Below are 24,418 nucleotides of genomic sequence, written 5' to 3' on the forward strand. Positions count from 1 at the left end.
GGAAATGATGACAAATCAAATAGCACTTATCATAATCGATGTACAAAAGGCATTTCAATTACCAGATTGGGGCGAGAGAAATAATATTTTTGCTGAAGAAAACATGAGAATTTTGTTAGAAGAATGGAGAAAAAGGAAACGACCAGTTTTTCATATTCAACATGTAAATAAAGAAAATGCTCAGTCAATGTTTTATGAGAGAGCGGAAACGGTAAACTTTAAAGAAGAAGTGCAACCACTACTTGGTGAAGTGGTTATTCAGAAATTCGTTAACAGCGCGTTCATTGGGACAAATTTAGAAGAGCAATTAAGAAAGGACAAATGTAATGCAGTAGTGGTTGTAGGATTAACGACAAATCATTGCGTGGAAACTACGACACGAATGGCAGGGAATTTAGGATTTACAACATATTTAGTGAGTGATGCAACGGCTACTTTTAACCGTATAGGTTTAGATGGTAAAGAGTATAGTGCAGAAGATATTCACAATATGACACTTGTAAATTTACATGAAGAGTTTGCTACGATTGTGACGACAAAAGAAGTGTTAAAATTATTTTAAGAAAATAATTGCGAATTATGTAGAAAAAAATAAGAATATTTCGTATAATCTAAGTACAATCATTTTGAAAATAGGGGTGGCATCATATGGAGCAAATTTCAGTAAAGAAATTAGAAGAGGTACTTGTTGTAGCAGGGGATGATAAACAGAAGCAAAAGGAATTTTATGAATTGCTCTTATCTACTGAGTTTTATGTTGCTGGTTCACTAGAAGCAGAGGACGGGGCAACAGAAGGAATACTTCGTTTGCGTCATTTCCAAGGAGAAGGTAGATGGATCGTTCCGTTCTTTACACAAATGGAATTTGTAAAAGATGTGTTGCCAGAAGGAACGCCCCTTATTACGATACGTGGGAAAGAGTTATTTGGTAGCATTGAGAAAGATGCTACAGCTGTATTAAATGTTGGCACTGATATAAGTAAAACATTTATTCCAGAAGAAATTGCAGATATCGCATCTGGACGAATTTTTAATTATTATAAGTAAAAGGAAAAGCGTAATCGCTTTTCCTTTTACTTTTTAATTTGAATATGAAGTGGCTATACCAGAAGAAATAGAGACTGTTTTATTATTCGTGTTTATTGTCGCTGTAGCTCCAAGTGGAATACCGATGTTTGGACTTATATGTCCAATTGGTAAATCGAATAGGACAGGTATATGATATGGCGCGAAATATTCATATAATATTGTTTGCAATGATTGAGATGGCTTTGAAGGAGTGCAGTCGTGACAACTTGTGAAAATAACGCCCCTGCATTCATTAAACTTTCCAGATAAAAGTAGCTGATTTAACATACGGTCAATGCGGTACGGTTCTTCACCAATGTCTTCAAGTAATAAAAGTGTATTGTCCGTATTTATCTCGTAGGGCGAGCCAATTATACTTGCTAACACAGCTAAATTTCCTCCAACTAACGTACTTGTAACTGTACTGTGGGAGCTAGGTACGATACATTCTGATGCAGACAAAATGGTTGAATACGGATGGAATAGCTGATTAAAAGAGGATAAAGATAGGGAATCAATACCTTTTCCTAGTTCTTCAATCATCGGACCATGAAATGTTATAAGCTTTGCATAACGTGAAACAGCAGTATGTAAAGCTGTAATATCGCTATATCCCCAAAAGATTTTTGGATTCTGCCTAATAACTTCATATTGAATGTGAGGAAGAAGACGAGCACTTCCATAACCACCTCGTGCACAAAAAATTGCCTTCACTTCATTATTTGTAAATGCTTCATGTATATCGTCAAGCCGAACTTGATCACTTCCGGCTAAAAATCCATATTTCTCGTAAACACTCTTCCCGATTATTACGGATAACCCCATCTCTTGTAATACATTCACACCTTTTAATACATTTTCGATTGTAGGTGGACCAGATGGTGCAATAATCATTACTGTATCACCTTGTTTTAATGCATTTGGATAAATCATTAAGCTCAGCCTCCTTCTCTTTCAATATATTCGCTTCATATGAAGTTCAACCCTTGCAAAAGCAGGGGAAAGCTTATCAAATAAAGAAGATATAAGGGAAATAGGAGGGAAAATGATGTTTACAAGTCGAGTAACAGACATATTAAAAATTGAGTATCCCGTTGTTCAAGCCGGTATGGCAGGCGCGATTACGACGCCAGAACTCGTTGCAACAGTAAGTAATAGCGGAGGATTAGGGACGCTTGGGGCGGGCTATATGAGCCCAGAACAAATTGGTGAAGCGATTTATAGAATAAGAGAACTAACAGATAAGCCTTTCGGTGTTAATTTACTTGTAACGAAAGAGATACAAATAGAAGAAGAGAAGGTAAATGAGGCGAAAATATTACTAAGCGGAGTGAATAGAGAATTAGGTATAGAAGTAGAAGGAACGTTAAAGCTTCCAAAAAGCTATAAGGAACAATTACAAGTGTTATTAGAAGAAAAAGTACCGGTCGTTAGCTTTGCATTTCAAACGTTAGAAAAAGAAGAAATAGATGACTTAAAAAGAAGTGGAATAAAGGTTATCGGAACAGCTACCCATGTGACAGAAGCAAAAGTACTTGCAGAATTAGGGGTAGATATAATTGTCGGTCAAGGCAGCGAGGCAGGGGGGCATAGAGGAACATTTGTCGGGAAAGAACAAGATGCTATGATTGGTACTTTTGCGTTAATACCTCAGTTAGTAGGGGCTGTTCCGCATATCCCAATTGTCGCAGCAGGTGGTGTAATGAACGGACAAGGGCTTGTTGCGGCATTGGCACTAGGAGCAGAAGGTGTTCAAATGGGATCGGCCTTTTTAACAAGTGAAGAGAGTATTACGCACGATGTGTATAAAGAAGCGGTTTTACATAGTACAGATACGAGCACAACGGTAACTCGTGCGTTTTCCGGGAAATATGCACGGGGTATCCGGAATGAATTTATAGAGAGACATGAAGGAAAAGAAGAAGGGCTTCCGATGTATCCAGTGCAAAACGTATTAACTTCTAAAATACGCCAAGAGGCAGCGAAGCAAAATAAGGAAGAATATATGTCACTTTGGGCAGGACAGGCAGCATCGTTGGCACGAATCGAATCAGCTCAGCATGTAGTGGAGCGAGTTATGAAAGAAGCGGAGAATGCAATCGAGCAATTACAAAATATATACAAAAAGACCACTTGAGTAATTCAAGTGGCCTTTTCATTAGTTTGCTTTATAAAATTGTTGGATGGCTTCGTCGATGTAAACCCAGCCTTTCCAACCTAAGTGCATATGATCTTTTAAGAAGTATTTATCGTATTCATGATTTGAGAAGTCGGCAATTGGATAACCAGCTTTTTCAATTTGCTCATGAACTTTCTTATAGTATGCTTCGCGGCGTTCTTTCGGGAAGCCAGCGTAGTCGTACCAAGGACCTTTTACAGGAACAGAAATGAAGAGTGGTTTTGCACCAGATTGTTTTAATAAATCAAGTACAATTTGTAAATCTTCATATTCTGGCGATTGGTCATAAGCATCATTTTTTAAGTAACCTTCACGTTGCTTTAATTTTTTCTTAATTTTGCTATTGAAATAATCATCTTCAATACCGTATTCATTAGATCCAGATTCTACTGCACCTGTTTGATCCGCATGTTTACGAGCCTCTTCCCAGTTCATTTGTTTTAATGAAGGATCAAGCTTTTCTTTGTGCGGTTTAATATTAAACATAGCTGTAAATAAATCTTTACGATCTAAAATGTTACGATAAATATAAGCGAAAGGTTTAGCAGCAAGTGCTTTTACTTTATACTTCGTATCATCATAAGCAATGCCTTCAAGCGAAATTTTTAATAAAGTTTCTTTTTTTACAATCTCAAAGTTTAATAAACGCTTTGCAATTTGTTTTTTCATTTCAGGTTTTAAATCATTGTTGAAAATGAAATGGTAACCTTGTTGCTTTGAAAAGTTAGGTGCAAAGTGCGTTTCATCAATACCTTGTGGTACAAACCATTGCGGAGAAAGAACGAATACCATTTTCTTATCTTTCAATTGATCCATTGTAGATGCGAAGTTTAACACATGTACAAGGTCTTGTGTTCCGCCGCGTCCAAGAAGGAATGGTGTGAACCCTTCAGGCTTTACTTTAAAATAATTAGATGGATGGAAAGCATCCATACGTGCGAATTCCGATGAACCGTACATCGGAAGATATTTTGGATTTGCTAACATCTTTTGCTGTAAAATCATACTTTGAATTTTTTCTTCTTTTAAAGAAGTAGCAGCTTGTTCTACTTTTTCATCACTTAAAAGTGGAAGTAGGAAGCGCGTTGGAATAAGTAAGAATACAGCAAAAAGGGCCAATGCTAAAAGCATCGGACCAAATTTTGCTTTGTTCATCGGATTTCTTCCAACTTTTTAATAACCATGTTTGGTGTAGCCCACTCGTCACGGTCAAAATCAGAAATAGAAACTTCAATATCTAAACGCTCTTGGAATTCAACTAATAAAGATACTACAGCGAAAGAATCAAGGATACCTTCTTCAAATAATTGAACATCTAAGTTTTCTTTCACAATATCGTTTTCACATACTTCTTCTAAAATATCTAATACTTGCTCTTTGAATTCTGCCATTTTTAAAATCTCCTTTATATCCGAAATATATTATATGTGCAACTTCTTAATGGAATAAGAAGGGTGCATTAAAAGTATCTGTTAAGGTGTCCAGAGAAGATTAGGAAACCGAAACATACAACGTGGAACGTAATTACAATCGCAAGGATGCGTGTAAATTTAGTGTTTGGCCAAAACTTATGCTTCTTGTTTTTTCGTTCGAAAATATCGAATAAAATAAACAGTGCGGCATGATATAGACCATAAATAATATACTGCGCAACAGCGCTTCCTTGGATATGCCAAATTCCCATAATGAAAAAGTTTAAAAATGCACCGATATACGAAATTGTGTAACGGTTCTTAATTAACTTTTTCTTCGTTGCAAAAAAGACGAAACGCATGTAAATAAAATCACGGAACCAGAATGATAAACTCATGTGCCAGCGGTTCCAGAAGTCTTTAATATTACGACTAAGGAATGGCTTATTAAAGTTTTCTGGCGTTTTAATTCCCATCATATAACTTACACCAATTACAAAAGAGCTATAACCAGCAAAATCAAAGAATAGATATAAGCTATAGCTATACATGTAAATCATATTTGAAAAGATTGTATCGTGTTGAGCGAATGCTGGATCCATACAATATTGCTTTATTAAGTAAGCAATAATAAATTTATACAAGAAACCTTGGAAAATACGATTTAGTCCTGTATATAGTAATTTTTGATATTCTTCAGCGCTAGGTGGCTTTTGAATATCTTTTTGGAATCTTCGGTAACGATCGATAGGTCCTGTTGAAATCGCAGGGAAGAATAAAACGAATTCCCAGAAGTTAAAGAAAGAAAGCTCTTTAATTAAACCATCGCGAACTTCAAATACCATTTGAACTGCTCTGAATGTTACGTAAGATATACCTAGAAAAACAACAAGTTTTAACTCAGGTAATAACGATGCAAATGGTGCGATTTTTGCCAAAATAAGAGGCAAAATCGATAAAATAACAGCTATGCAAAATGTGAATGTACTATTATTTTGTTTTCTTAAAATTAAATAGCCTTTAATAAGGACATATTGCCAAATAATAAATGCAGCTAACATCATTGCTTGCTTCGGTTTATCCGAGAAGATAATAGCAAGCATGACTAATGTTAAAACGGCATTATATTTACGCAACATTTTACCTTTTAATCCAGCTATGATAGTAGGTATTAATAAAATGCCCACTATAGCGAAAAAATAAAATGATCCATATGCGGTCATGCTGTAACCTCACTCAATAATTTTTTGCGATCTACCTTTCCATTTGGTGTCATTGGAATAGAAGATTGATACATGAATTTACGTGGAATCATGTAGTTTGGTAATCGCTCATTGAGTTCTTTTTTGATTGCAGATGTTAATTTGAATTCTTTTTCAAACGAATGCTCTCCAGGAACAACAACCGCTAATAAATAATCGTATTTCTCACCTTTTTTAATTGGAACGATAACTGCTCCTTCTACGTAAGAACAAGCACGAAGGTGATGCTCAATTTCTTCTAATTCCATTCGATAACCATGCAGCTTAATTTGGAAATCAAGACGACCATTATAGAATAGAAGACCATTTTCAACATAGCCAGCATCGCCTGTTTTATAGGCACGCTCACCGTCAATCATAGTAAATGCTTTTTCTGTTAATTCAGGGCTTCCTAAATATCCAACGCTTACGCTTGGACCGACAATTACGATTTCACCTTTTTCACCATCAGGTGCAATCGTGCCATCTTCTTTCATAATAAGAAGGCGACAGTCTGATTTACAATAGCCAACTGGAAGTGATTTGTATTGATCAAGCACTTCTTCTGTCACGTGAATACCTGTTACAGCGACAGTAGCTTCTGTTGGACCATACGTATTCATAATTGTTGCTTTCGGGAAACGCTCAATTAATTTTCTAGCTACTTCATTTGGTAACACTTCACCGCAGAATAAGAATGTTTTCATGTTCGGTAGCATATTCTCAGAGAAAGATGCTTCCATTAAACACATTTCAGCGAAAGAAGGTGTGGAAGTCCATACTTGAATATCCGATTGCTCTAAAGAAGCAAACAAGTCTTTTGGACGCGCAATCATATCTTTATCGATTGCCCAAAGTGTACCACCTGTTACTAATGATGGGTAAATATCCATTACAGATAAATCGAATGAGAAAGGTGCTTGGTTTAAGAATACTTGCCCTGTTTGTAAGTTGAAATCTTCTACAGCCCATTTTGTAAAGCTAACAAGGCAGTTATAAGTAATCTGAACCCCTTTCGGATTACCTGTGCTTCCTGATGTGTAAATAATGTAGAAGTTCTCATCACCTTTTACCGCATGTTCAGGATTTGGAGTGTTCCCTTTATGAGTAAAGAAAATATCTTTTAAGTTGTCTTCACTTACGATGCGAACTGGTAAATCAGTTACAGTTACTGCTGTTGCCGATAAAAGTAATTTCGCACCAGAATTTTCAGCAATACGTTGTACACGATCAGCTGGGATAGATAAATCTACAGGAATGTAAGCATGTCCAGCTTTTACACATCCTAAAAAGTTAATAATCATTTCAGGTTGCATATGGCCATACACCATAATTGGTGAACGATCGTCTGGATACTCAGAAGAAATCCAATGTGCTAACGCATCAGAATCTTCCTTTAATTGTTTGTACGTAATTTTCGCATCTCGCCAAACAAAAGCGGTTTGATCAGGCGTTTCTGCAGCCCACTTTTCAATTTGTTCTAATAACTTCATAACGTTCCCACCCTAGAATTCATTGTAAATAAATGTACTTGTGTTTGTATCATGGAATCCATACAACCAAAGTAATGCAAATAAAATTGCAAGATAATAAACCGTCTTTGCAACCCATTGTGTGAGTGGTCGAGACCATATCTCTTTTAATCTTTCCATGTCTTTCCCTCTCTTAATGAAATAATAGCTCTTTGTAGGTATCATGTCCTACATTATTGTGAAAAAAACAAAATCCCACATTTTAGGTAAAAATAAGTCAAAAGGCTCTTTTCTGATATTAGCACTAAATACTAAAAAAGAAAATCCCTAACTTAGCAATTATATTACATTCAGCATGAATTTGTAATGGGTTTGACATGTAAATAGAAAGTGGATTGTGTGAATACATAAAAGTGGACTATAAGAATACGTAAAAATGCAGTATTTGTTTTTATTAATCATTTAAGACGGAGTAAAATTTTAAATTTCTAGTTCTTTTGAAAAGGAGGAAATTATCATGAATAGAGTGTGGAAGAGTCTAATTTCGGAAGAAAATATCGTGAAATGGAGAAGGCATTTTCATAAGTATCCGGAATTATCATTTCATGAAAAAGAAACTTCGCAATTTATATATGATACATTATGCTCATTTTCTTCTTTTGAAGTAACGAGACCGACGAAGTATAGTGTACTAGCAATCAAAAGGGGTGTGAAGCAAGGGAAAGTAATTGCGATTCGAGCTGATATAGATGCTTTGCCAATTCAAGAGGAGACAAGTAAATCTTATACATCTGTGAATAAAGGAATGATGCATGCATGTGGGCACGATGCTCACGCAGCTATATTATTAAGTACTGCAGAGGTGCTTAATAATATGAAGGAAGAGTTTGTAGGAGAAATTCGTCTATTCTTTCAGCATGCAGAAGAAGTATACCCTGGTGGTGGACAAGAAATGGTCGAGGCGGGTGTTATGGACGGTGTTGATTATGTAATAGGTTTACATGTTATGTCTGGCTTGGAAAGTGGGAATGTAGGAATTGTATATGGACCGATGATGGCAGCACCAGACGTATTTACAGTTGAGATCCAAGGCAAAGGAGGGCATGCGGCGCGGCCAGAAGAAACGATTGATCCTATCGCTATCGGAGCGCAGATTATTACAAATCTACAACATATCGTATCTAGAAATACAAGTGCTTTCATGCAAAGAGTCGTTTCAGTTACGCAGTTTCATGGGGGAGTGGCTGACAATATTATTCCTAGTACAGCAACTTTAATGGGAACTGTTCGTTCATTTAATCAAGCATTGAGGGTGGAAGCAGAAGGGAAAATCGAAAAAATTGTGAAAGGAATTACAGAAGCACATGGAGGATCGTATACATATACGTATCGATATGGATATGATCCGGTTATTAATGATGAATATATTACGAAAATAGTAGAAGAAAGTGCACTACATTTGTTTGGGAATGAGCGTGTTGTGAAGCTTGAACCTTCTATGGGTGGGGAAGATTTTTCAGCATATTTAAGAAAAGCACCTGGTTGTTTCATTAAATTAGGAACAGGTAATGAAAATATATATACTTGTTATTCACATCATCATCCGAAATTTGACGTGGATGAATCAGCATTAATTTGTGGAGTGGAGCTATTCTTAGAGACTACTATAAGATTACTAAAATCATAGAAAAATAAAAAAAGGCAACTGCGCTCTATCGCAGTTGCTTTTATTTCTTTCCGTCAGAGAGGGCTGAGAAAGAACTATGCTCATTTATAGTATATGAATAGCTAACGGACAAGCTTGTACATTTTAATCATTTTTTTAAAAATAGTTGTTGACATTGATAATCAATGTCAATTAATCTAAATATAGTTGAAATTGATAATTATTATCAATAGGATGGATGCGACATGTTAATGAGAAAAAAATTTCACCTTCTACGGAGGGGATTAAAAGATAAAAATAAAGATGTTGATCAGCATATGGAATGGCAACGAAATGTAATTCGGTCTGAATATGTAGATGAGAAGAAGAGCATTCAAACAGAAAAAGAGATACAAAGTAAAGGGAGAGGTTCAGTTGAGTAAGTTAGTAATGATTTTTGCAAGTATGAGTGGAAATACAGAGGAAATGGCTGACCATATTGCCGGCGTAATTCGTGAAACAGAAAATGAAATTGAAGTTATTGATATTATGGATTCACCAGAAGCTTCTATATTGGAACAGTATGATGGAATTATTTTAGGTGCATACACATGGGGAGATGGTGATCTTCCTGATGATTTCTTAGATTTTTATGATGCAATGGATTCTATTGATTTAACTGGGAAAAAAGCGGCAGTATTCGGATCATGTGATTCGGCTTATCCGAAATACGGAGTGGCGGTTGATATTTTAATAGAAAAGCTACAAGAGCGCGGAGCGGCAGTTGTGTTAGAAGGACTAAAAGTAGAATTAACGCCAGAAGATGAAGATGTAGAAAAATGTTTACAGTTTGGAGCTGAATTTGTAAAACACCTTTCTTAATGGCAGAAGGGAGCTGAAGAGCAAGTGCATGAGAAAATCTCAATCAAAACGATGACAGATTATCATTTGTATGATTTTATGCGGTGTCCGCATAAATTTTATTTTCGTCATATAAAAAGAAGAGAACCTTCTTCATTTGAATGGCAACAAATAGCGCAAATGATTGTGAATCAAATTATTAACGAGTATTACACGCTACCTGCGGGTCAACAAACGAAAATTGTACTTTTAATATTAATAGAAAAGTATTGGAAAAAAGTAAGGATTAATATGTTTGCTTCGAAGACGGAGTACTATATTGTATTAGCGAAGCTAACGGATCACTTATTACAGTTTGTTGAAAGGGATGATAGTCAGACACCACCATTGTTTTTATACGAGAAGTTTCAAACATATATGGAAGAGTTAGGTGTCCACATGTCATTGACATTTGAAGTTGGTGAGTGGAATGCTGAGTCGTTTGTAATTAAAAAGTATGTTGTCGATGCGGATGAGGAAATGCTTGCTCTTTGTCAGAAGTTAATGACAGTATTCAGTTATAAAGCTTTCGGCGTTCTTCCAGGAAAAATTGAAGTTATTAATTTAATAGAAGGAACTAAGTATGAGTACATTCCGAAACAGGAAGATATTATAACTGGAATGGCTGATTTATCTAGAATGAAAGAAATGTTACAGCAACCTGAGCATTATACAGAGCGTCATTTTCGTTCTGAGTGTATAAGTTGTGCGTTTCGTAGTGAATGCCAAGGGGAAGAAGTAAAGAAAGAAGCGAAACAGAAGAAAAATATAGTTCATTAAAGGATGCAACTTCGCATCCTTTTTTGTTATTGACATGAAAAGCTTTTCATCATTTACGGTATATTTGTAGCAGATTTTAATAAAGTGAAACTTTAATCAGTGGGGTTCAATCGGGCTACCCGCAAATAGCGGGATAAAGGGAGGAATAATCAATGAAAGATGAAACGAAAGTATTTCAATGGTTAAAAGAACAAAATGCTCCTTTTGAAATTCAACTGCAAATTTTACAGGCATTTCAATTGTATAAAGTTATTGTTGAAATGGATAAAAAGTTAATGATGTATGAGGAGAGAGTATATAGGGAGAGAATGTAATCTCATCCCTGTAATATCGTTTTTAGTTGTTCTGTACTTGTAATGAATTCGAGTTCATTCTCTGATTCAAAGTTATAAATAATATTATGTAGTAAAGGACTATATTGATAAAAGGTAGTAATGCGGTGAATGAGTAATGGATCATGATGAGAAATAAGTGTACTGTACTGTTCATATACAGATGTAGTAAACTCATGTCCGAAATCATAATATAGTCCTGCAAAATCAAAAGCAGGATCGCCAATTTGCGCATCACCAAAATCGATAACACCTGAAATGCGTTTGTTCTGCTTGTTAAATAAAATGTGATGATGTGTAAAATCAGCGTGAATGATTGTATTTTGAAATTTAGATGTAGCTAGACAGGCAAAGAAATTCTCGAATAAACGATTTAAGGCTGATTTCTGGAACGAAGTAAGATTGTTAGTAACATACTGATTTAATTTAGTTTGTAGCTCTTTCCAGTAGGTAAGTGTTTTTTCAATAGGGAATCCTAACGCTGTAACACTTTTTAGAGGAATACTATGTAGAGCAGCAAGGAAAGTTGCTAATTGTGTAATAAGTGCTTTTCGTTCTTGTTTTTCTAGTGTAGTAACTATTTCTGTTTTTAAAGGTTCACCATGAATGAGAGTATAGTAACTACAAAGCGGAATAGCATCAGTCTCCTTTTTATAGAATAGGTGATACTTTGGAACTTTAATTTCATGTAGTGAACAAGAGAGAAGTGTGCATAGTTCTTTTTCTAACGGAATTCGCACTGCATATTCCTGTTTTCGCGGGAAACGAAACAGTAGCTCATCATTTACTATAATTGCTACATTATCCCAACCTTCTTCATTTTGTTTATATGAATGTATAGAAAGATTAGGCAAAGCTTCTTTTATATAATGTTTGTAAGAGTCCATAATTGTTCCTCGTTTCTGAGTTAAGTTATTCTACTTTATGATATCAGAATTTTCTTTCTATATATTAAAATATAGCTATCATTATGAAGAAGGGCGGGAGTATTACGAAAAAAAGACTGTTAATCATTTCTCTATGTATCGCTTTTGTATTGTTTTGGTCATATAAAGAGGAGGTTTTTGCTACCTTTAAACCGATTGATCATTACGAGTTAAATAAGGAATTAAAGAACAAAAGTATAGAAAATTTAACTCATAATGAAATGAAAAAGGTAGGAGAGCATTTTGTGACTGAACAACTATCAGTGTTTGAGTTTAATAATAAAGAAGATGTGAAACGAAAAGGTGAAGAAATATTTTTAAATAGAGGGTATGAACAATTAATGGAAAATTATTATCCAAATCGTTTTCGAGATTTAGAGTATAAATTTACAAGCGAGGAGATACGTGAAGAGACAGATGAGAGTTTTCTCTATCAAGCTGTAGCGTACGTTGCGGGTACTGAAAATGGTAAGAGAAGCGAAATGAAATTGAATTATGAAGTGAAAATTGTAAAGGTTAATAATATATTTATGGTGCTAGAACAAAAGCAGCGCGTACAATAAAGGAAATTCATTGCTCAATAGATCATTTGGGGGGGTACTACTTAATGCGGAATAAAAAGGCCCTCAAGTAATCAAGGACCTTTAAAGATTTTCATTTTGTTGACCAAGTTCTTTTTGAGCAATATATAAATTTCCTTGCTCCACTTGTTTAAGTGTATGAACAGAATCGCCTGCATATCCTTTTTGTGTTTTAACAGTTCTTTTGGAACGATTGGAATTTTGTCTCTTCATATAATAGGCCACCTTTCATCAAAAATAAACGAAAATGATAAGTATGAGTAATACAGCAGCGAAAATGGTAATGCCCATTAAAAACGAAGTGTTTTTATATTTAGGTGGCTTATGAACATCTTGCCGATATCCAGGTGAAATTTCAGGGGCAAATTCTTCATCGAATGATTGCTTTTTTTCTTTGTCGTCCATATGTACCCACCTTTCTTTTTCATTATATTATACGTTACAAGAAAAAATATGCATAAAGAAAACAGCCGCTTTATTATTAGCGGCTGTTTTGTGTTGTGTATTTTCGTTGTACTTGAAAGAGACGGATAAGTAGGAAGGCAGCGCCAAATGCTAGACCGATAATAAGACCGATCCAATAACCTTTTGCGGCCCATTCTGTATATGTTGCTAATATGTAACCTAGTGGTAGACCTATTATCCAATAAGCAATTAAAGTCATAATTAGAGCAACATTTACATCTTTATAACCACGCAGAGCTCCTTGTACAGGGGTTGCAATTGCATCTGAAATTTGAAATAAAATCGCAAAGATAAGAAATTCTTTTGCTAAATGATGAACTTTTGCATCTGTCGTATAAATAGAAGCAATTTGATTATCAAAGAAGTAGAGAAGAATTGAATATAATAAAGCAAAGGCAAGGGCTAATCCAATTCCAATCAGTCCGTATTGTTTTGCATTATCGTAACGTTTTGCTCCAACTTCGAATCCGACTGCAATAGTCATTGCCATTGCTAAACTTAGCGGAGTCATATATAACAAGGAAGCAAAGTTCATAGCTGCTTGGTGAGCTGCAATAGTTGTCGTACTAAAATTACTCATCATGAGAGTTACCGCAGCAAAAATACTCGTTTCAAAAAAGATAGCAAATCCGATAGGAACGCCAAGCTTTAAGAATGCTGTCCAACTAGAAAGAGAAGGGCGATATAATTGTTTGAAAATGTTGAAAGAGGCAAAAGGCTCTTTCGTCTGAATAATAATGACTGTAATAATTAAAATGCACCAATATGTTGCAGTGGAAGCAATTGCTGCTCCGACACCACCAAGCTTTGGGAAACCGAAGTTACCAAAAATTAATAGGTAATTTAATATTACGTTAATTGGTAATGATAGTAATGTAATAATCATCGTTGTTCGAGTTTTTCCTAATGCATCAATAAATCCACGTAAAACAGTGTAAGTGAATAAAGGTATAATTCCTATTGCGATAATACTTAAAAATTGAGCTGCAATTCGTTCCACAGGTTCTTCTAAGCGCATGCCGTTTAAAATAGGTGAAACGACGAAGAAACCGATGAGGATAACAACGAAGCTAGCACAAATTGCTAAATAAACTGCTTGTATGACAACGTGGGGAACGTCCTTTTTTTTCTTGGATCCGACAAGCTGTGCAACAATGGGAGTAGTAGCCATTAAAATTCCTGTTAATCCCGTACTAACTGGAAGCCATATACTTGTTCCAATTGCAACACCTGCTAAATCAGTTGGACTTGCATGTCCTGACATTGTTGTATCAAAAAAACTCATCGCAAATAATGACATTTGCGTTACGAAAATCGGAAAAAATAGTAATACAAATTGCTTTAACTTTTGTGAAAATGAAGTAGTTTCTTTCATAAAATCCCCTTTCCATATAAAAAAACAAACTCTTACTATCATACAATTTAATCAAAGATTAGAAAAGAAATACGCGCCTACAACATATGAAACCAATAAAAAAAGGATGCACTTTGAAAAGGGATAAGGTATTATGATAAGGTGTGAAAAAATTACATATTATTTGTTATTAAGGAGGCACTACTTGTGGCTGATTGGTTAATTGGTTTAATCATGGGTGCTGTTGAAGGGTTAACAGAGTTTCTACCAGTATCATCAACAGGACATATGATTTTAACAGGACATTTAATTGGATTTGACGATGAGAGAGCGAAAGTTTTTGAAGTTGTTATCCAATTGGGATCGATTTTAGCAGTTGTTGTTATATTTTGGAAGCGTCTATGGTCGTTAGTTGGAATAGGTAAAGTAACAGACGGACCATCGTTAAATTTATTACATATTATTATCGGGATGATTCCTGCCGGGATACTTGGCGTATTATTCCATAGCACTATTAAAGAGGTTTTATTTGGTCCAGGACCAGTTGTTATTAGCTTAGTAGCCGGTGGTATTTTAATGATTGTTGCTGAGAAGTTTTCAAAACCAAGTACAGCAAGAACGTTAGATGAAATCACATATAAACAGGCATTTACAATTGGAATGTTTCAATGTTTAGCTCTTTGGCCAGGATTCTCTCGTTCTGGTTCTACAATCAGTGGTGGTTTATTAGCTCGCGTGTCGCATACAGCGGCAGCTGAATATACGTTCATTTTAGCGGTACCGATGATGGTAGCTGCAAGTGGATTAGATTTAATTAAAAGCTGGGATGTATTAAGCTCAGCAGATATAACGCTATTTGTAACAGGATTTGTAACTGCATTCGTTGTTGCGATGCTTGCAATTGTTTCATTCTTGAAATTATTATCTCGTGTGAAACTAACACCGTTCGCTTATTATCGTTTCATTTTAGCTGCGGTATTCTATTTCTTCATTATGTAATAAAAAAACCTGCCGAGCTCGGCAGGTTTTTTTATTTTACTATTTTTTTCACCATATTTTCCATTACATGCTCCCAAAGAGAAGTATCATCAGCTAATGTAGCACGGAAATTAGCATACATTTCTTTTTGTTTTTCTTCGAATGTTGGATCTTCTTTTTCAGGTAATGTAGCGCGCATTGAAGTTACTAATTCTTGTACTTTTGGAGCGCGTGGTCCAAAGACGGCTTGTTCATTTCCATCTTTATCAATGAAAATAAAGATTGGAATCGCACGTGCTGTTCCATTTGTTAAATATTGATCCATTAATTCTAAGTTTTCGTCGCGAATTAATAAACTCATTTCAATATTTGCAACTTCAGAAATTCGTTTCATAACAGGTACGCATAAAAGAGCATCGCCACACCAATCAGCAGTTAATACGATAACACGCCAGCCGTCATTTTGACGTTCTTCTAATACAGGAAGTAATTCATTTGGAATTAAAAAGTTATTGTAAATGTGTAGTAGCTCGTATTGGTTTACTTGCATTTCATTCACATATGTATCAAAGGACATACCTTTATCAGCCCATTGTTGTAAGTTCATAATTAACACCTCTTTAGTAAGATTTGCTTTCATTGTACCAATTTTTATATAGAAAAGCTTGTATTCTTACTCTTTCTCGTCACTTAATAATTTATTTAAGAGGAAAAAGAATAGTACGACACATAATTCAGCTATGTTGGACATTTGTACGCTTTCTATCCAATCATCAGCAGTATGAATGACGAACCAATCTAGTGTAATTTCAATGAATGAGAAAAGAGTAATAGAAATCCAATTTGGCATGTTTTGTGTCAGTGGATATAGCAGCGCTTTGAAGAAACTGAAGATGAAAAATGTAATACTGTCTAAGAAAGTGATTAATAAAAAAAAGAGAAGTAACGCAGTACGTGAACTATACTCTATACCTGTAATTTGAAAGATTCCTACATATACAAAAAATATAAATGCAAAAATTATAATGAGAAAAAGAGCGATAATACTAATGATAATCGTTTTATCTTTTAGGCTGAGATTTGAGAATTTCTCCTCCTCATGCATTAAAATACCCCCTTTTTCTGGAAGTTAACTTCATTTTATCATGAAATACATATTAAAAAACTACGAATTATGGGAAAATAAGGTGACAAAAAGTAAGATTTCATGTAAAATTATTAATAAGGTTTTTATTTAACTAAATGAAATAAAAGGAGCTGTCAAAGTTGTCTCAAAATCGAGAGCAATTAATGGAAGAACTATCGACAAATGTGTTTGCTATGTTTCGCACATTGCGTAATGATATCGGAAAAATATTCGGTGGTTACATACCGTGGAATGAATTCATCGTCCTGAGAATATTAAATCGTACGAATAAAGAAATGGTATCGCGTGTAGCAAATGAATTAAATGTGTCGAATAGTCATATTACAGCTGTTACAGAAAAATTAATTAATAAAGGTTTTGTAACTCGTTCACGTTCTACATCAGATCGCCGAGTTGTGTATTTAGAGATTACAGAACAAGGGAAAGATTTAGTTGCGAAAATGGAAGATGCGAAAAAACAATATTTACAAGAAAGATTCTCTACACTTTCAGAAGATGAAATGAATGTAATGATTTCGATTTCCAAAAAACTTATTTAAGTGATTATAAACAAGAAAACGCTTACGTGATGAAAGAGAAGATCTTCCTTATATATGGAAGGTCTTCTTTCGTGTGTAATAGATGTTAAAAAATAAAATGTGTATGAAAAAAGATAGAGCGCCATACTACTAATACAAGGAAGGGAGGGAGAAATATGACGAATCGTAACGGTAGTAAAGGGAGCGGTAATCAAGGATCACCAAAGTCCGGCCAGTTTAATCAGGAATTTAGCACTGAATTTGAAACTGGTAATGATAATAAAGGGAAAGAATATCGTTCTAAAAAAGGGAGTAAATCAAAAAAGGAGTGAATATATTCACTCCTTTTTTGATTTACGATGCTGCCGATTGATCAGTATTATATTTTTCTTCTGATTTTGCGACAATCATTGCGCAAATTGCATCCCCAGAAATGTTTACAGCTGTTCTAGACATATCTAGAATACGGTCAATACCGATAATTAAAGCGATACCTTCTACTGGTAGATTTACTGGATTTAAAACCATTGTAAGCATTACAAGTCCAACACCTGGTACACCAGCAGTACCGATACTAGCTAGTACAGCGGTTAATACGACCATAGCTAATTGCGGTAATGTAAGTTCAACTCCGTATACTTGAGCGATAAATACAGTTGCTACCCCTTGCATAATGGCAGTACCATCCATATTAATAGTTGCCCCTAGTGGTTGTACAAATGAGCTTATCGCTTTTGGAACGCCAAGCTTATCTTGTGCTGTTTTCATTGCAAATGGAAGCGATGCATTAGAGCTAGATGTACTAAATCCAATTGCCATTACTGGTCCGAAATGTTTAAAGAAACGAACAATACTTTCTTTTGCTAATACCTTTAATAAGCCACCATATACAAAGACCCCGTGAATAATGAGTACTAACATAACGACAATCATATACTTGAACATCGCAGCGACGCCTGCAAGCCCCATTTTACCAACGGATGAAGCGAGCAAACCGAATGTTCCAATTGGGGCTAATTTCATAACGAGATTAACGAGATACATCATTAATTCGTTGCCCTGTTCAAGTAATGAATGGATACCTTGAACTCGTTTTCCTAAAATAGCTATACCGAGTCCAATCAATACGGCAAAGGCAATGATTTGTAACATGTTTCCGTCAGCCATCGCTTTTGCTGGGTTATCTGGTACGATATTTAGCAATGTGTCGACGAAAGATGTTTCAGTTTTTGCACCTTCATACTTAAGACCTTCTGTTTTAAAATTACCGCCAGCTCCTGGTTTTATAATAAGTGCAAATGTAACCGCTATAGAGATGGCAACCGCAGTTGTTACGAGAAAGAATGAAATTGATTTTAAACCGATTCTTCCAAGTTGTTTTGGATCTCCAAGGCCGGCAGCACCAAGTACGATAGAAATGAACACAACAGGAACAACTAGCATTTTAATAAGTCTAATAAACAATTGACCAATTGGGTTGAACACATATTGATTTAGTGGCTCAAAGATAGATGGAGCGGCTAAATTTAGAGTGAGTCCAACAACTAGACCTAGAAATAATGCGATTAAGATTGCTTTTGTTTGTTTCAATAAAATCCCCCCTTTTGTTTTTGCGAAATTCCTTCCTAAAGTAATTATACCGAAAAAATCCCTAATTTGACAATATTTTCTGAATTTTTAGGTTTTTATTTAAGTACAGATAGATTGATTTTGTGTTTGGAAAATAAAATAGACCATCACATAGGATGGTCAAGGGAAGGGGACAATTTATGTCAATTTAATTAGGGATGGAAGTTGCTTTAAGACACTGGGGAATGTCTTATAAATTAGGGAGGAACAACTTCGATACATATACTATAAAAGATAGGTGTGACTCTCATGTGAACATAGGGTGAAAGAGAGAGGGAGTTTTAAATAAAAGATAGAAAGACAAAAAAATAAGACCATCATTTATAAGATGGTCAAGGAAGGGGACAATTTATGTCAATTTAATTAGGGATGGAAGCTGTTCAAAGACACTGGGGAATGTCTTATAAATTAGGGAGGAACAACTTCGATACATATACTATAAAAGGTAGATGTGACCTCTGTGTGAACATAGAGTGAAAGAGATAGGAAGTTTTAAATAAAAGATAGAAAGACAAAAAAATAAGACCATCACATATAAGATGGTCAAGGGAAGGGGACAATTTATGTCAATTTAATTAGGGATGGAAGCTATTCAAAGACACTGGGGAATGTCTTATAAATTAGGGAGGAACAGCTTCGATACATATACTATAAAAGGTGAATGTGACCTCTATGTGAACATAGAGTGAAAGATATGGGGATTTGAAAAATAGTACATATGAAATTGTTATTGCTAGCAATATTGAGTTAGGATATATAGTTTTCCAGCATAAAAGAAAAAGAAGTCTGAATATAAATAAAAGTTGTAATCTATGAAAAAAAGGATTATGCTCAACTATATTATAAGAATATAAGGTTTGTCCCAATTCTTTAAGGGCTTTTAAAAAGCTTTTTATTTATGAGGGGAAAGCTTCACTTTAATAAGGGAGTTAGTGATATGGAAGTAACAAAAAAACAAGGGCTGTATAATCGTCTTATACGATTAAACCCACCACAAATATTAGCGTTAGGTTTTTTCTGCTTAATTGTGGTTGGCGGTTTGTTATTAAAGTTACCATTCGCAACGAAAGCACATATTAGTTGGGTAGATGCTTTCTTTACAGCAACGTCAGCAGCGACCGTAACTGGTTTGGGAGTAGTGGATACAGCAAGTACATTTACGATGTTTGGCGAAATTGTTATTATGTTTTTAATTCAAACAGGTGGTCTAGGTCTTATGACAATTGCCATTTTAATTGTTTGGGTATTAGGCAAAAAAATCGGATTACGCCATCGTTTATTAATTGGAGAAGCGTTTAATCAAACAAATATAGGTGGTCTTGTAAAATTAGTAAAGCGTGTCTTTATATTTTCGATTTGTATTGAGCTTATTGGGGTCATCTTTTTATCGTTTCGCTTTATTCCAGAGTTTGGTTTTGGAAAAGGTTTATACTATAGTATTTTTCATGTAATTGCATCTTATAATAATGCAGGCTTTGCTTTATGGCCAGATAATTTAACAAGATATGTAGGAGATCCCATTATTAATATTGGGATTTGCTCTTTAATTGTAATAGGTGGACTCGGTTTTACCGTATTAATTGATATATGGTATAGTCGCAGTTTTCGAAAATTATCACTTCACTCAAAAATAATGATTATTGGAACAGTAGTGCTAAATGTTATAGCAATGATTGTAATTTTTGTATTGGAATATAATAATGTGAAGACGTTAGGGAATTTATCTTTAAATGAAAAACTATGGGCTTCCTTCTTTCAAGGTATTACCCCGCGGACAGCTGGATTTAATACGGTTGACTATGGAAGTATGGAAGAATCATCTATATTATTTACGATGATTTTAATGTTTATTGGTGCAGGAAGTGTATCAACAGGTGGAGGAATTAAATTAACAACGTTTGTTATCTTAATTACATCTGTCCTTTCTTTCTTTAGAAAAAAGGAGGAAATTGTTTTATTTCAGCGTACAATTAAAATGTCGACAGTAACGAGGGCCTTAGCGATTGCTGTTGCCAGTCAAATACTTATTTTTACAGCGGTATTTATATTAATGCTTACAGAAAACTTCAGCTTTATTCAATTATTATTTGAGACAATATCAGCGTTTGGTACAGTCGGATTAACGATGGGAATTACTGCAAAGCTATCGGCATTCGGAAAATGTATTATTATGTTTGTTATGTTCTGCGGATTAATTGGACCATTAACACTTGTGTTCTCTTTAGCGCGACCAGCAAAACAAAAAATAAAATATCCATCGGAAGATGTGTTTACAGGATAAGGTATCCCGCGTTAAGCGAGATACCTTTTTCTTTTTTAGAAAAGGGAGAACAATAAACCAATAAGTGCTACTCGGAATAAAATTGCGATAAGTGCAGCAATCCCACCGACAACTGCAGCGATACCGCCAGTTACAGTAGCTCCGCGATTATAAGCGTAAATACCGAGTAAAACAGAAACAAGACCAAATAGTGTTGGGAATGTAAATAGCGATAAGATAGATAGCGCAAGAGCGATAAAACCAGCAGTTGATCCAGCAGCGGACGATTTTACAACATCTTTATCGTCTTTATCATCGTAATCATAATCAATGCGTTGTGGTGCAACCTCAGCGGCATACTCTTCTTTATAGTCACTATAATCACTATCTATTCTATCTCTTCTTTTATAATCATCAAATTTCTCAGTCAAAGTCATGGCTCCTTTCATAACAAGGTTCAATAGTAGTATGTATCTCTTTTTCTTTTTTATCCCGCATTAACGGGTAGTAATATCTATTAAAAGGAGGAAAATGTTTTCTTGAAATAGGAAAAGTTAGTATGACTTCCTCTATTTTGGAAAGTATAAAAAGGAATAATGAGGAAAGGGTGCAATACATAATGGAACATCCAATTGAAAATTTAATGAAAACGGCAATGACAAATTTAAAAGAGATGGTAGATGTAAATACAATTGTTGGGAGCCCGGTTTCAACAGCTGACGGAAATGTTGTATTAACAGTATCTCAAGTGGCTTTTGGTTTTGGAGCTGGTGGAAGTGATTTTAAAGGGGGTTTCATTACTGAAAAACATAACGGTGGGCAAAATCAGCATAAAGAGAACAAGCAAGGGCATCCATTTGGAGGAGGAAGCGGGGCTGGGGTTTCTATTAGTCCAGTAGCTTTTTTAGTAGTTGGTTCTAATGGGGTGCAAGTATTACATCTCAACAGCAGTACACATTTAATTGAAAAGGCTTTAAATACTGTACCAAGCACTGTAGATAAATTTGTGAATGGTCGTCAAAAGTGAACTTGCATTTTTTAGGAATTATGATATATTAGAAAAAGTGCGCTTTAGGATGATCGGAATAATTGAAATGTAAATATATATGATGTGTGGAATAAGGGAGAGGAATTTATGATTAATATCAAAAACTTAGTAGTTGGCTTATTTATGTTAGTAAGCGGCTTTGTTGTATATGTAATAAAAGAAAAAGCTCCATTCTAAAACAGACAAACCGTTAATGTCTGTTTTTAATTTGCGGAAAAATATTGACAAGCTATTGTATTGGTGTTAGAATTTTAATTCGTGTCTCGGTTACAGCTAGTGTAAAGTAAATATCTCTTATGAATGCAATACGAAAAGTTTGCGAAAGATCGGGTAATTTTATCAACAACTTTTGTGAACAAACCCTATAAATTGTATTTGTAAGCTATATATGTATACTAGTGAATCAAGGAGCGGTCAGTGGAACCGTAATGATGAGAGAGAGGTAGGGCTTTCATCCAGTATATGTTACTTTCCCGTTAGGTGAATATAAAAAAGAGGACTCCTTTTAAAAGGAGTCCTCTTTCATTTTTTAAGTGCGACTTTCAACTTGTTGACAAATTTCATCCGTTGTTAAACCGTGAGCTGTAATGACTGATCCTTTAATTGATGCATCTGCAATGCCCATCACATTAGAATCTTGCCCAGTTACAACGCAACAATCACACCCTTGTGCATCCTGTTCTGAGTTAAGTGTAACAACTTCATGCCCTTGTTGCTGAAGAGCTTGTTGAACGTCTGTTAATGAGTTTTCAACGCCAATTCTAGCCATAATTCTCACCTCCTACCATCTAATTGCTAGTATGCTCAAGTTCACTGCATTTATGAAAAGACGGTAGGAAGTAAATCTTTGTTTAGTCGTTATATACGCCAGTAAGCATTTGACTAACGAATTGATCGTTTAATGTATCTTGGGCAGAAGAAGTATTTGAATGGATGTCGATTGAAGCAATAAAATGATTATGTTCTTGCGTATTTGGTTCTACCTCTACGTAATTATCGAATTTACAAAAACCTTTCGTATCCATTAGATCAAATAATTGCAGCATTTCTACTACCTCTTGTCTCGTTCCTTTAATTTGTACACACGCCATATTTATTTCCTCCTTCATTTTGACAAATTGTTTTTTAAAAATAGGATTATGATTACGAAATGAAAAATATGAATGTTATTTTTAGACAGCGCTATTTTTGTTATTTTCCCCCTTTTTCAGCAAAAGTCGTTATATATTCCCGGATTTATAAAATCGGACGTCCGTTTATTGAATACAATAGATTCGTATCAATTGATGAAAATCCTTCTTTTAAACAAATATTTTTTTAGTGGAAATTGGCGAAAAAATTTTTTTACTTTTTGTAAACGCTAACAATGTTGTTAAATCAATATAAGTAAAGAAGTACGTATGATTAAAAATTATAAATTTTCTAAAAATTCACTTGATTTATTTAGAAAGGAGAGTAAACTAGGAAACAATAAAAAATTCATAGAACATAGGAGGCGCTTCTAGTGAATGAGCAATGGATTTTCTTAAATGGAGAATTTGTTCCAAAAGATGAGGCAAAAGTTTCAGTATATGATCATGGCTATTTATATGGCGATGGAGTGTTTGAAGGAATTAGAGTTTATAGCGGTAATGTTTTCCGTTTGAGAGAGCATCTTGTCCGGTTGTATGAATCAGCAAAATCAATCCTTTTAGAAATTCCATATTCATTAGATGAAGTAACAAATATTGTTGTTGAGACGATTCGACAAAATAAATTATCTAATGGATACATTCGCCTTGTTGTATCAAGAGGAGCAGGAAATCTTGGATTGGATCCCGATTCATGTAAGAAGCCGAATGTAGTAGTAATTGCAGAACAATTATCTTTATTCCCACAAGAATATTATGAGAAAGGGATTCCAGTTGTAACAGTTGCAACGCGCCGAAATCGTCCCGATGTTTTATCCCCTCAAGTAAAATCTTTAAATTACTTAAACAATATTTTAGTTCGTATTGAAGCGAAATTAGCTGGAGTACAAGAAGCACTTATGTTAAATGATCAAGGATATGTAGCTGAAGGCTCAGGAGATAACGTGTTTATTGTTAAAGGAAATAAATTAATTACACCACCAAGTTCTGCTGGAGCGTTAGAAGGTATTACACGAAACGCCATTTTAGAAATCGGCGAAAAACTTGGATATGACGTAAGAGAAGAGTTATTTACAAGACATGATGTATATGTAGCTGATGAAGTGTTTTTAACAGGAACAGCTGCTGAAGTTATTGCTGTTACGACAGTAGATGGTAGAACGATTGGCTTAGGGCAAACAGGTCCACATACGAACCGTTTATTAGAAGAGTTTCGTAAGTTAGTTGTAGAAGATGGAGAGAAAATTTACGAAGAAAATAAAGTTGGATAACAACTTTTTTAACATAAGAAAGCGTTGATAGGGAGGAGTAGTTGATTGTGAAGCCTCACAGAGAGTCGGTGGTTGCTGAAAA

Annotated in this window: 32 protein-coding genes and 1 other annotated feature (1 of these 33 only partly in view); of the genes, 16 read left to right on the plus strand and 16 right to left on the minus strand. The window is 34.9% G+C overall.

Going from position 1 to position 24,418, the window contains the following annotated elements:
- Positions 1-7 precede the first annotated feature (7 nt).
- Entirely contained in the window at positions 8-562 is a 555-nt protein-coding gene (locus OXT04_RS00275) for a cysteine hydrolase family protein (protein WP_267412590.1), read from the plus strand.
- Positions 563-648: 86 nt separating this feature from the next.
- Positions 649-1,047, plus strand: coding sequence for an SseB family protein (locus tag OXT04_RS00280; RefSeq protein WP_000435265.1), 399 nt, complete (start codon positions 649-651; stop codon positions 1,045-1,047).
- A gap of 33 nt (positions 1,048-1,080) precedes the next feature.
- Here the strand turns inward: OXT04_RS00280 and OXT04_RS00285 are convergent, their stop codons facing one another.
- Positions 1,081-2,001, minus strand: coding sequence for a S66 peptidase family protein (locus OXT04_RS00285; protein ID WP_000640064.1), 921 nt, complete (start codon positions 1,999-2,001; stop codon positions 1,081-1,083).
- 115 nt (positions 2,002-2,116) lie between these two features.
- Here OXT04_RS00285 and OXT04_RS00290 point away from each other — a divergent pair, with 115 nt between their 5' ends.
- Entirely contained in the window at positions 2,117-3,205 is a 1,089-nt protein-coding gene (locus OXT04_RS00290) for an NAD(P)H-dependent flavin oxidoreductase (protein WP_098447271.1), read from the plus strand.
- A gap of 21 nt (positions 3,206-3,226) precedes the next feature.
- On the opposite strand, the gene dltD is transcribed toward OXT04_RS00290, so the two are convergent.
- From dltD to OXT04_RS00315, 5 genes are all read right to left on the minus strand, one after another.
- On the minus strand, positions 3,227-4,402 hold the full coding sequence (gene dltD / locus OXT04_RS00295) for a D-alanyl-lipoteichoic acid biosynthesis protein DltD (protein WP_001030287.1): 1,176 nt from the start codon (positions 4,400-4,402) through the stop codon (positions 3,227-3,229).
- Positions 4,399-4,638: a D-alanine--poly(phosphoribitol) ligase subunit DltC gene (gene dltC / locus OXT04_RS00300; protein ID WP_000807310.1), complete on the minus strand. Its 240-nt coding sequence runs from the start codon at positions 4,636-4,638 to the stop codon at positions 4,399-4,401. The genes dltD and dltC overlap by 4 nt, the downstream gene beginning before the upstream one ends.
- A 68-nt stretch (positions 4,639-4,706) precedes the next feature.
- Positions 4,707-5,882 (minus strand): D-alanyl-lipoteichoic acid biosynthesis protein DltB, encoded by a 1,176-nt coding sequence (gene dltB, locus OXT04_RS00305; RefSeq protein ID WP_267412591.1) that lies wholly within the window; start codon positions 5,880-5,882, stop codon positions 4,707-4,709.
- On the minus strand, positions 5,879-7,393 hold the full coding sequence (dltA, locus tag OXT04_RS00310) for a D-alanine--poly(phosphoribitol) ligase subunit DltA (protein WP_000770502.1): 1,515 nt from the start codon (positions 7,391-7,393) through the stop codon (positions 5,879-5,881). Before dltA ends, dltB begins: the two co-directional genes overlap by 4 nt.
- Before the next feature lie 12 nt (positions 7,394-7,405).
- Entirely contained in the window at positions 7,406-7,552 is a 147-nt protein-coding gene (locus OXT04_RS00315; RefSeq protein ID WP_000440293.1) for a teichoic acid D-Ala incorporation-associated protein DltX, read from the minus strand.
- Between the two features lie 337 nt (positions 7,553-7,889).
- Here OXT04_RS00315 and OXT04_RS00320 point away from each other — a divergent pair, with 337 nt between their 5' ends.
- The 5 genes from OXT04_RS00320 to OXT04_RS00340 all read left to right on the plus strand — a co-directional run bounded on the left by OXT04_RS00320 (position 7,890) and on the right by OXT04_RS00340 (position 11,011).
- Positions 7,890-9,059 (plus strand): amidohydrolase, encoded by a 1,170-nt coding sequence (locus OXT04_RS00320; RefSeq protein WP_098447270.1) that lies wholly within the window; start codon positions 7,890-7,892, stop codon positions 9,057-9,059.
- Positions 9,060-9,283: 224 nt separating this feature from the next.
- Positions 9,284-9,460 carry a hypothetical protein gene (locus tag OXT04_RS00325; protein WP_000929009.1) on the plus strand — a complete coding sequence of 59 codons (177 nt, stop codon included), beginning with the start codon at positions 9,284-9,286 and terminating at the stop codon, positions 9,458-9,460.
- The gene (locus OXT04_RS00330; RefSeq protein ID WP_000041153.1) at positions 9,453-9,899 is read left to right on the plus strand and encodes a flavodoxin; all 447 of its coding nucleotides are present in this window, start codon (positions 9,453-9,455) and stop codon (positions 9,897-9,899) included. Before OXT04_RS00325 ends, OXT04_RS00330 begins: the two co-directional genes overlap by 8 nt.
- 24 nt (positions 9,900-9,923) lie before the next feature.
- Positions 9,924-10,697 (plus strand): hypothetical protein, encoded by a 774-nt coding sequence (locus tag OXT04_RS00335; protein ID WP_000544579.1) that lies wholly within the window; start codon positions 9,924-9,926, stop codon positions 10,695-10,697.
- 152 nt (positions 10,698-10,849) lie between these two features.
- Complete coding sequence (locus OXT04_RS00340) at positions 10,850-11,011, plus strand: hypothetical protein (protein WP_000651086.1); 162 nt, start codon at positions 10,850-10,852, stop codon at positions 11,009-11,011.
- A 2-nt stretch (positions 11,012-11,013) separates the two neighbouring features.
- On the opposite strand, the gene OXT04_RS00345 is transcribed toward OXT04_RS00340, so the two are convergent.
- The gene (locus tag OXT04_RS00345; RefSeq protein ID WP_016513111.1) at positions 11,014-11,916 is read right to left on the minus strand and encodes an aminoglycoside phosphotransferase family protein; all 903 of its coding nucleotides are present in this window, start codon (positions 11,914-11,916) and stop codon (positions 11,014-11,016) included.
- Between the two features lie 83 nt (positions 11,917-11,999).
- Here OXT04_RS00345 and OXT04_RS00350 point away from each other — a divergent pair, with 83 nt between their 5' ends.
- Positions 12,000-12,518, plus strand: a complete 519-nt coding sequence (locus OXT04_RS00350) for a hypothetical protein (RefSeq protein ID WP_000715250.1) — start codon at positions 12,000-12,002, stop codon at positions 12,516-12,518.
- Between the two features lie 81 nt (positions 12,519-12,599).
- Here OXT04_RS00350 and OXT04_RS00355 read toward each other — a convergent pair whose 3' ends face one another.
- The 3 genes from OXT04_RS00355 to OXT04_RS00365 form a co-directional block, all read right to left on the minus strand.
- On the minus strand, positions 12,600-12,749 hold the full coding sequence (locus tag OXT04_RS00355; protein WP_000828707.1) for a hypothetical protein: 150 nt from the start codon (positions 12,747-12,749) through the stop codon (positions 12,600-12,602).
- Positions 12,750-12,767: 18 nt separating this feature from the next.
- Positions 12,768-12,941 (minus strand): hypothetical protein, encoded by a 174-nt coding sequence (locus OXT04_RS00360; protein WP_000341062.1) that lies wholly within the window; start codon positions 12,939-12,941, stop codon positions 12,768-12,770.
- 76 nt (positions 12,942-13,017) lie between these two features.
- Positions 13,018-14,376: an MATE family efflux transporter gene (locus OXT04_RS00365; RefSeq protein ID WP_000665559.1), complete on the minus strand. Its 1,359-nt coding sequence runs from the start codon at positions 14,374-14,376 to the stop codon at positions 13,018-13,020.
- A gap of 186 nt (positions 14,377-14,562) precedes the next feature.
- Here OXT04_RS00365 and uppP point away from each other — a divergent pair, with 186 nt between their 5' ends.
- The gene (gene uppP / locus OXT04_RS00370) at positions 14,563-15,354 is read left to right on the plus strand and encodes a bacitracin resistance undecaprenyl-diphosphatase (RefSeq protein ID WP_000796253.1); all 792 of its coding nucleotides are present in this window, start codon (positions 14,563-14,565) and stop codon (positions 15,352-15,354) included.
- A 31-nt stretch (positions 15,355-15,385) separates the two neighbouring features.
- Here uppP and OXT04_RS00375 read toward each other — a convergent pair whose 3' ends face one another.
- Both OXT04_RS00375 and OXT04_RS00380 read right to left on the minus strand, forming a co-directional pair.
- Positions 15,386-15,973, minus strand: a complete 588-nt coding sequence (locus OXT04_RS00375; RefSeq protein ID WP_072939643.1) for a thioredoxin family protein — start codon at positions 15,971-15,973, stop codon at positions 15,386-15,388.
- A gap of 33 nt (positions 15,974-16,006) precedes the next feature.
- Positions 16,007-16,438, minus strand: coding sequence for a YrvL family regulatory protein (locus OXT04_RS00380; protein WP_000544072.1), 432 nt, complete (start codon positions 16,436-16,438; stop codon positions 16,007-16,009).
- A 161-nt stretch (positions 16,439-16,599) separates the two neighbouring features.
- On the opposite strand from OXT04_RS00380, the gene OXT04_RS00385 reads away from it, so the two are divergent.
- Both OXT04_RS00385 and OXT04_RS00390 read left to right on the plus strand, forming a co-directional pair.
- Positions 16,600-17,019 carry a MarR family winged helix-turn-helix transcriptional regulator gene (locus OXT04_RS00385; RefSeq protein ID WP_000081434.1) on the plus strand — a complete coding sequence of 140 codons (420 nt, stop codon included), beginning with the start codon at positions 16,600-16,602 and terminating at the stop codon, positions 17,017-17,019.
- 155 nt (positions 17,020-17,174) lie between these two features.
- Positions 17,175-17,330 (plus strand): hypothetical protein, encoded by a 156-nt coding sequence (locus OXT04_RS00390; RefSeq protein WP_000184928.1) that lies wholly within the window; start codon positions 17,175-17,177, stop codon positions 17,328-17,330.
- A 22-nt stretch (positions 17,331-17,352) separates the two neighbouring features.
- Here OXT04_RS00390 and OXT04_RS00395 read toward each other — a convergent pair whose 3' ends face one another.
- On the minus strand, positions 17,353-18,588 hold the full coding sequence (locus OXT04_RS00395) for a dicarboxylate/amino acid:cation symporter (protein WP_242320311.1): 1,236 nt from the start codon (positions 18,586-18,588) through the stop codon (positions 17,353-17,355).
- Positions 18,589-19,564: 976 nt separating this feature from the next.
- Here OXT04_RS00395 and OXT04_RS00400 point away from each other — a divergent pair.
- Positions 19,565-20,908 carry a TrkH family potassium uptake protein gene (locus OXT04_RS00400; RefSeq protein ID WP_267412595.1) on the plus strand — a complete coding sequence of 448 codons (1,344 nt, stop codon included), beginning with the start codon at positions 19,565-19,567 and terminating at the stop codon, positions 20,906-20,908.
- Positions 20,909-20,943: 35 nt separating this feature from the next.
- Here OXT04_RS00400 and OXT04_RS00405 read toward each other — a convergent pair whose 3' ends face one another.
- Positions 20,944-21,318 carry a hypothetical protein gene (locus OXT04_RS00405; protein ID WP_000136546.1) on the minus strand — a complete coding sequence of 125 codons (375 nt, stop codon included), beginning with the start codon at positions 21,316-21,318 and terminating at the stop codon, positions 20,944-20,946.
- 128 nt (positions 21,319-21,446) lie between these two features.
- Here OXT04_RS00405 and ytfJ point away from each other — a divergent pair, with 128 nt between their 5' ends.
- Positions 21,447-21,914 carry a GerW family sporulation protein gene (gene ytfJ / locus OXT04_RS00410; RefSeq protein WP_002093915.1) on the plus strand — a complete coding sequence of 156 codons (468 nt, stop codon included), beginning with the start codon at positions 21,447-21,449 and terminating at the stop codon, positions 21,912-21,914.
- Positions 21,915-22,022: 108 nt separating this feature from the next.
- Complete coding sequence (locus OXT04_RS00415) at positions 22,023-22,112, plus strand: hypothetical protein (protein WP_000608227.1); 90 nt, start codon at positions 22,023-22,025, stop codon at positions 22,110-22,112.
- Positions 22,113-22,464: 352 nt separating this feature from the next.
- Here OXT04_RS00415 and OXT04_RS00420 read toward each other — a convergent pair whose 3' ends face one another.
- On the minus strand, positions 22,465-22,704 hold the full coding sequence (locus tag OXT04_RS00420) for a YkuS family protein (RefSeq protein ID WP_000101021.1): 240 nt from the start codon (positions 22,702-22,704) through the stop codon (positions 22,465-22,467).
- 82 nt (positions 22,705-22,786) lie between these two features.
- Positions 22,787-23,026: a DUF3911 family protein gene (locus OXT04_RS00425; protein WP_000752514.1), complete on the minus strand. Its 240-nt coding sequence runs from the start codon at positions 23,024-23,026 to the stop codon at positions 22,787-22,789.
- Positions 23,027-23,439: 413 nt separating this feature from the next.
- Here OXT04_RS00425 and ilvE point away from each other — a divergent pair, with 413 nt between their 5' ends.
- Positions 23,440-24,336, plus strand: a complete 897-nt coding sequence (gene ilvE / locus OXT04_RS00430; protein ID WP_001005486.1) for a branched-chain-amino-acid transaminase — start codon at positions 23,440-23,442, stop codon at positions 24,334-24,336.
- A 15-nt stretch (positions 24,337-24,351) separates the two neighbouring features.
- Positions 24,352-24,418, plus strand: a binding site (T-box leader) (it continues 161 nt past the right edge of the window).

Origin of the sequence: Bacillus sp. GC_Bacil_1 (assembly GCF_026540675.1) — a bacterium.
In the GTDB taxonomy this organism is placed as follows: domain Bacteria; phylum Bacillota; class Bacilli; order Bacillales; family Bacillaceae_G; genus Bacillus_A; species Bacillus_A cereus.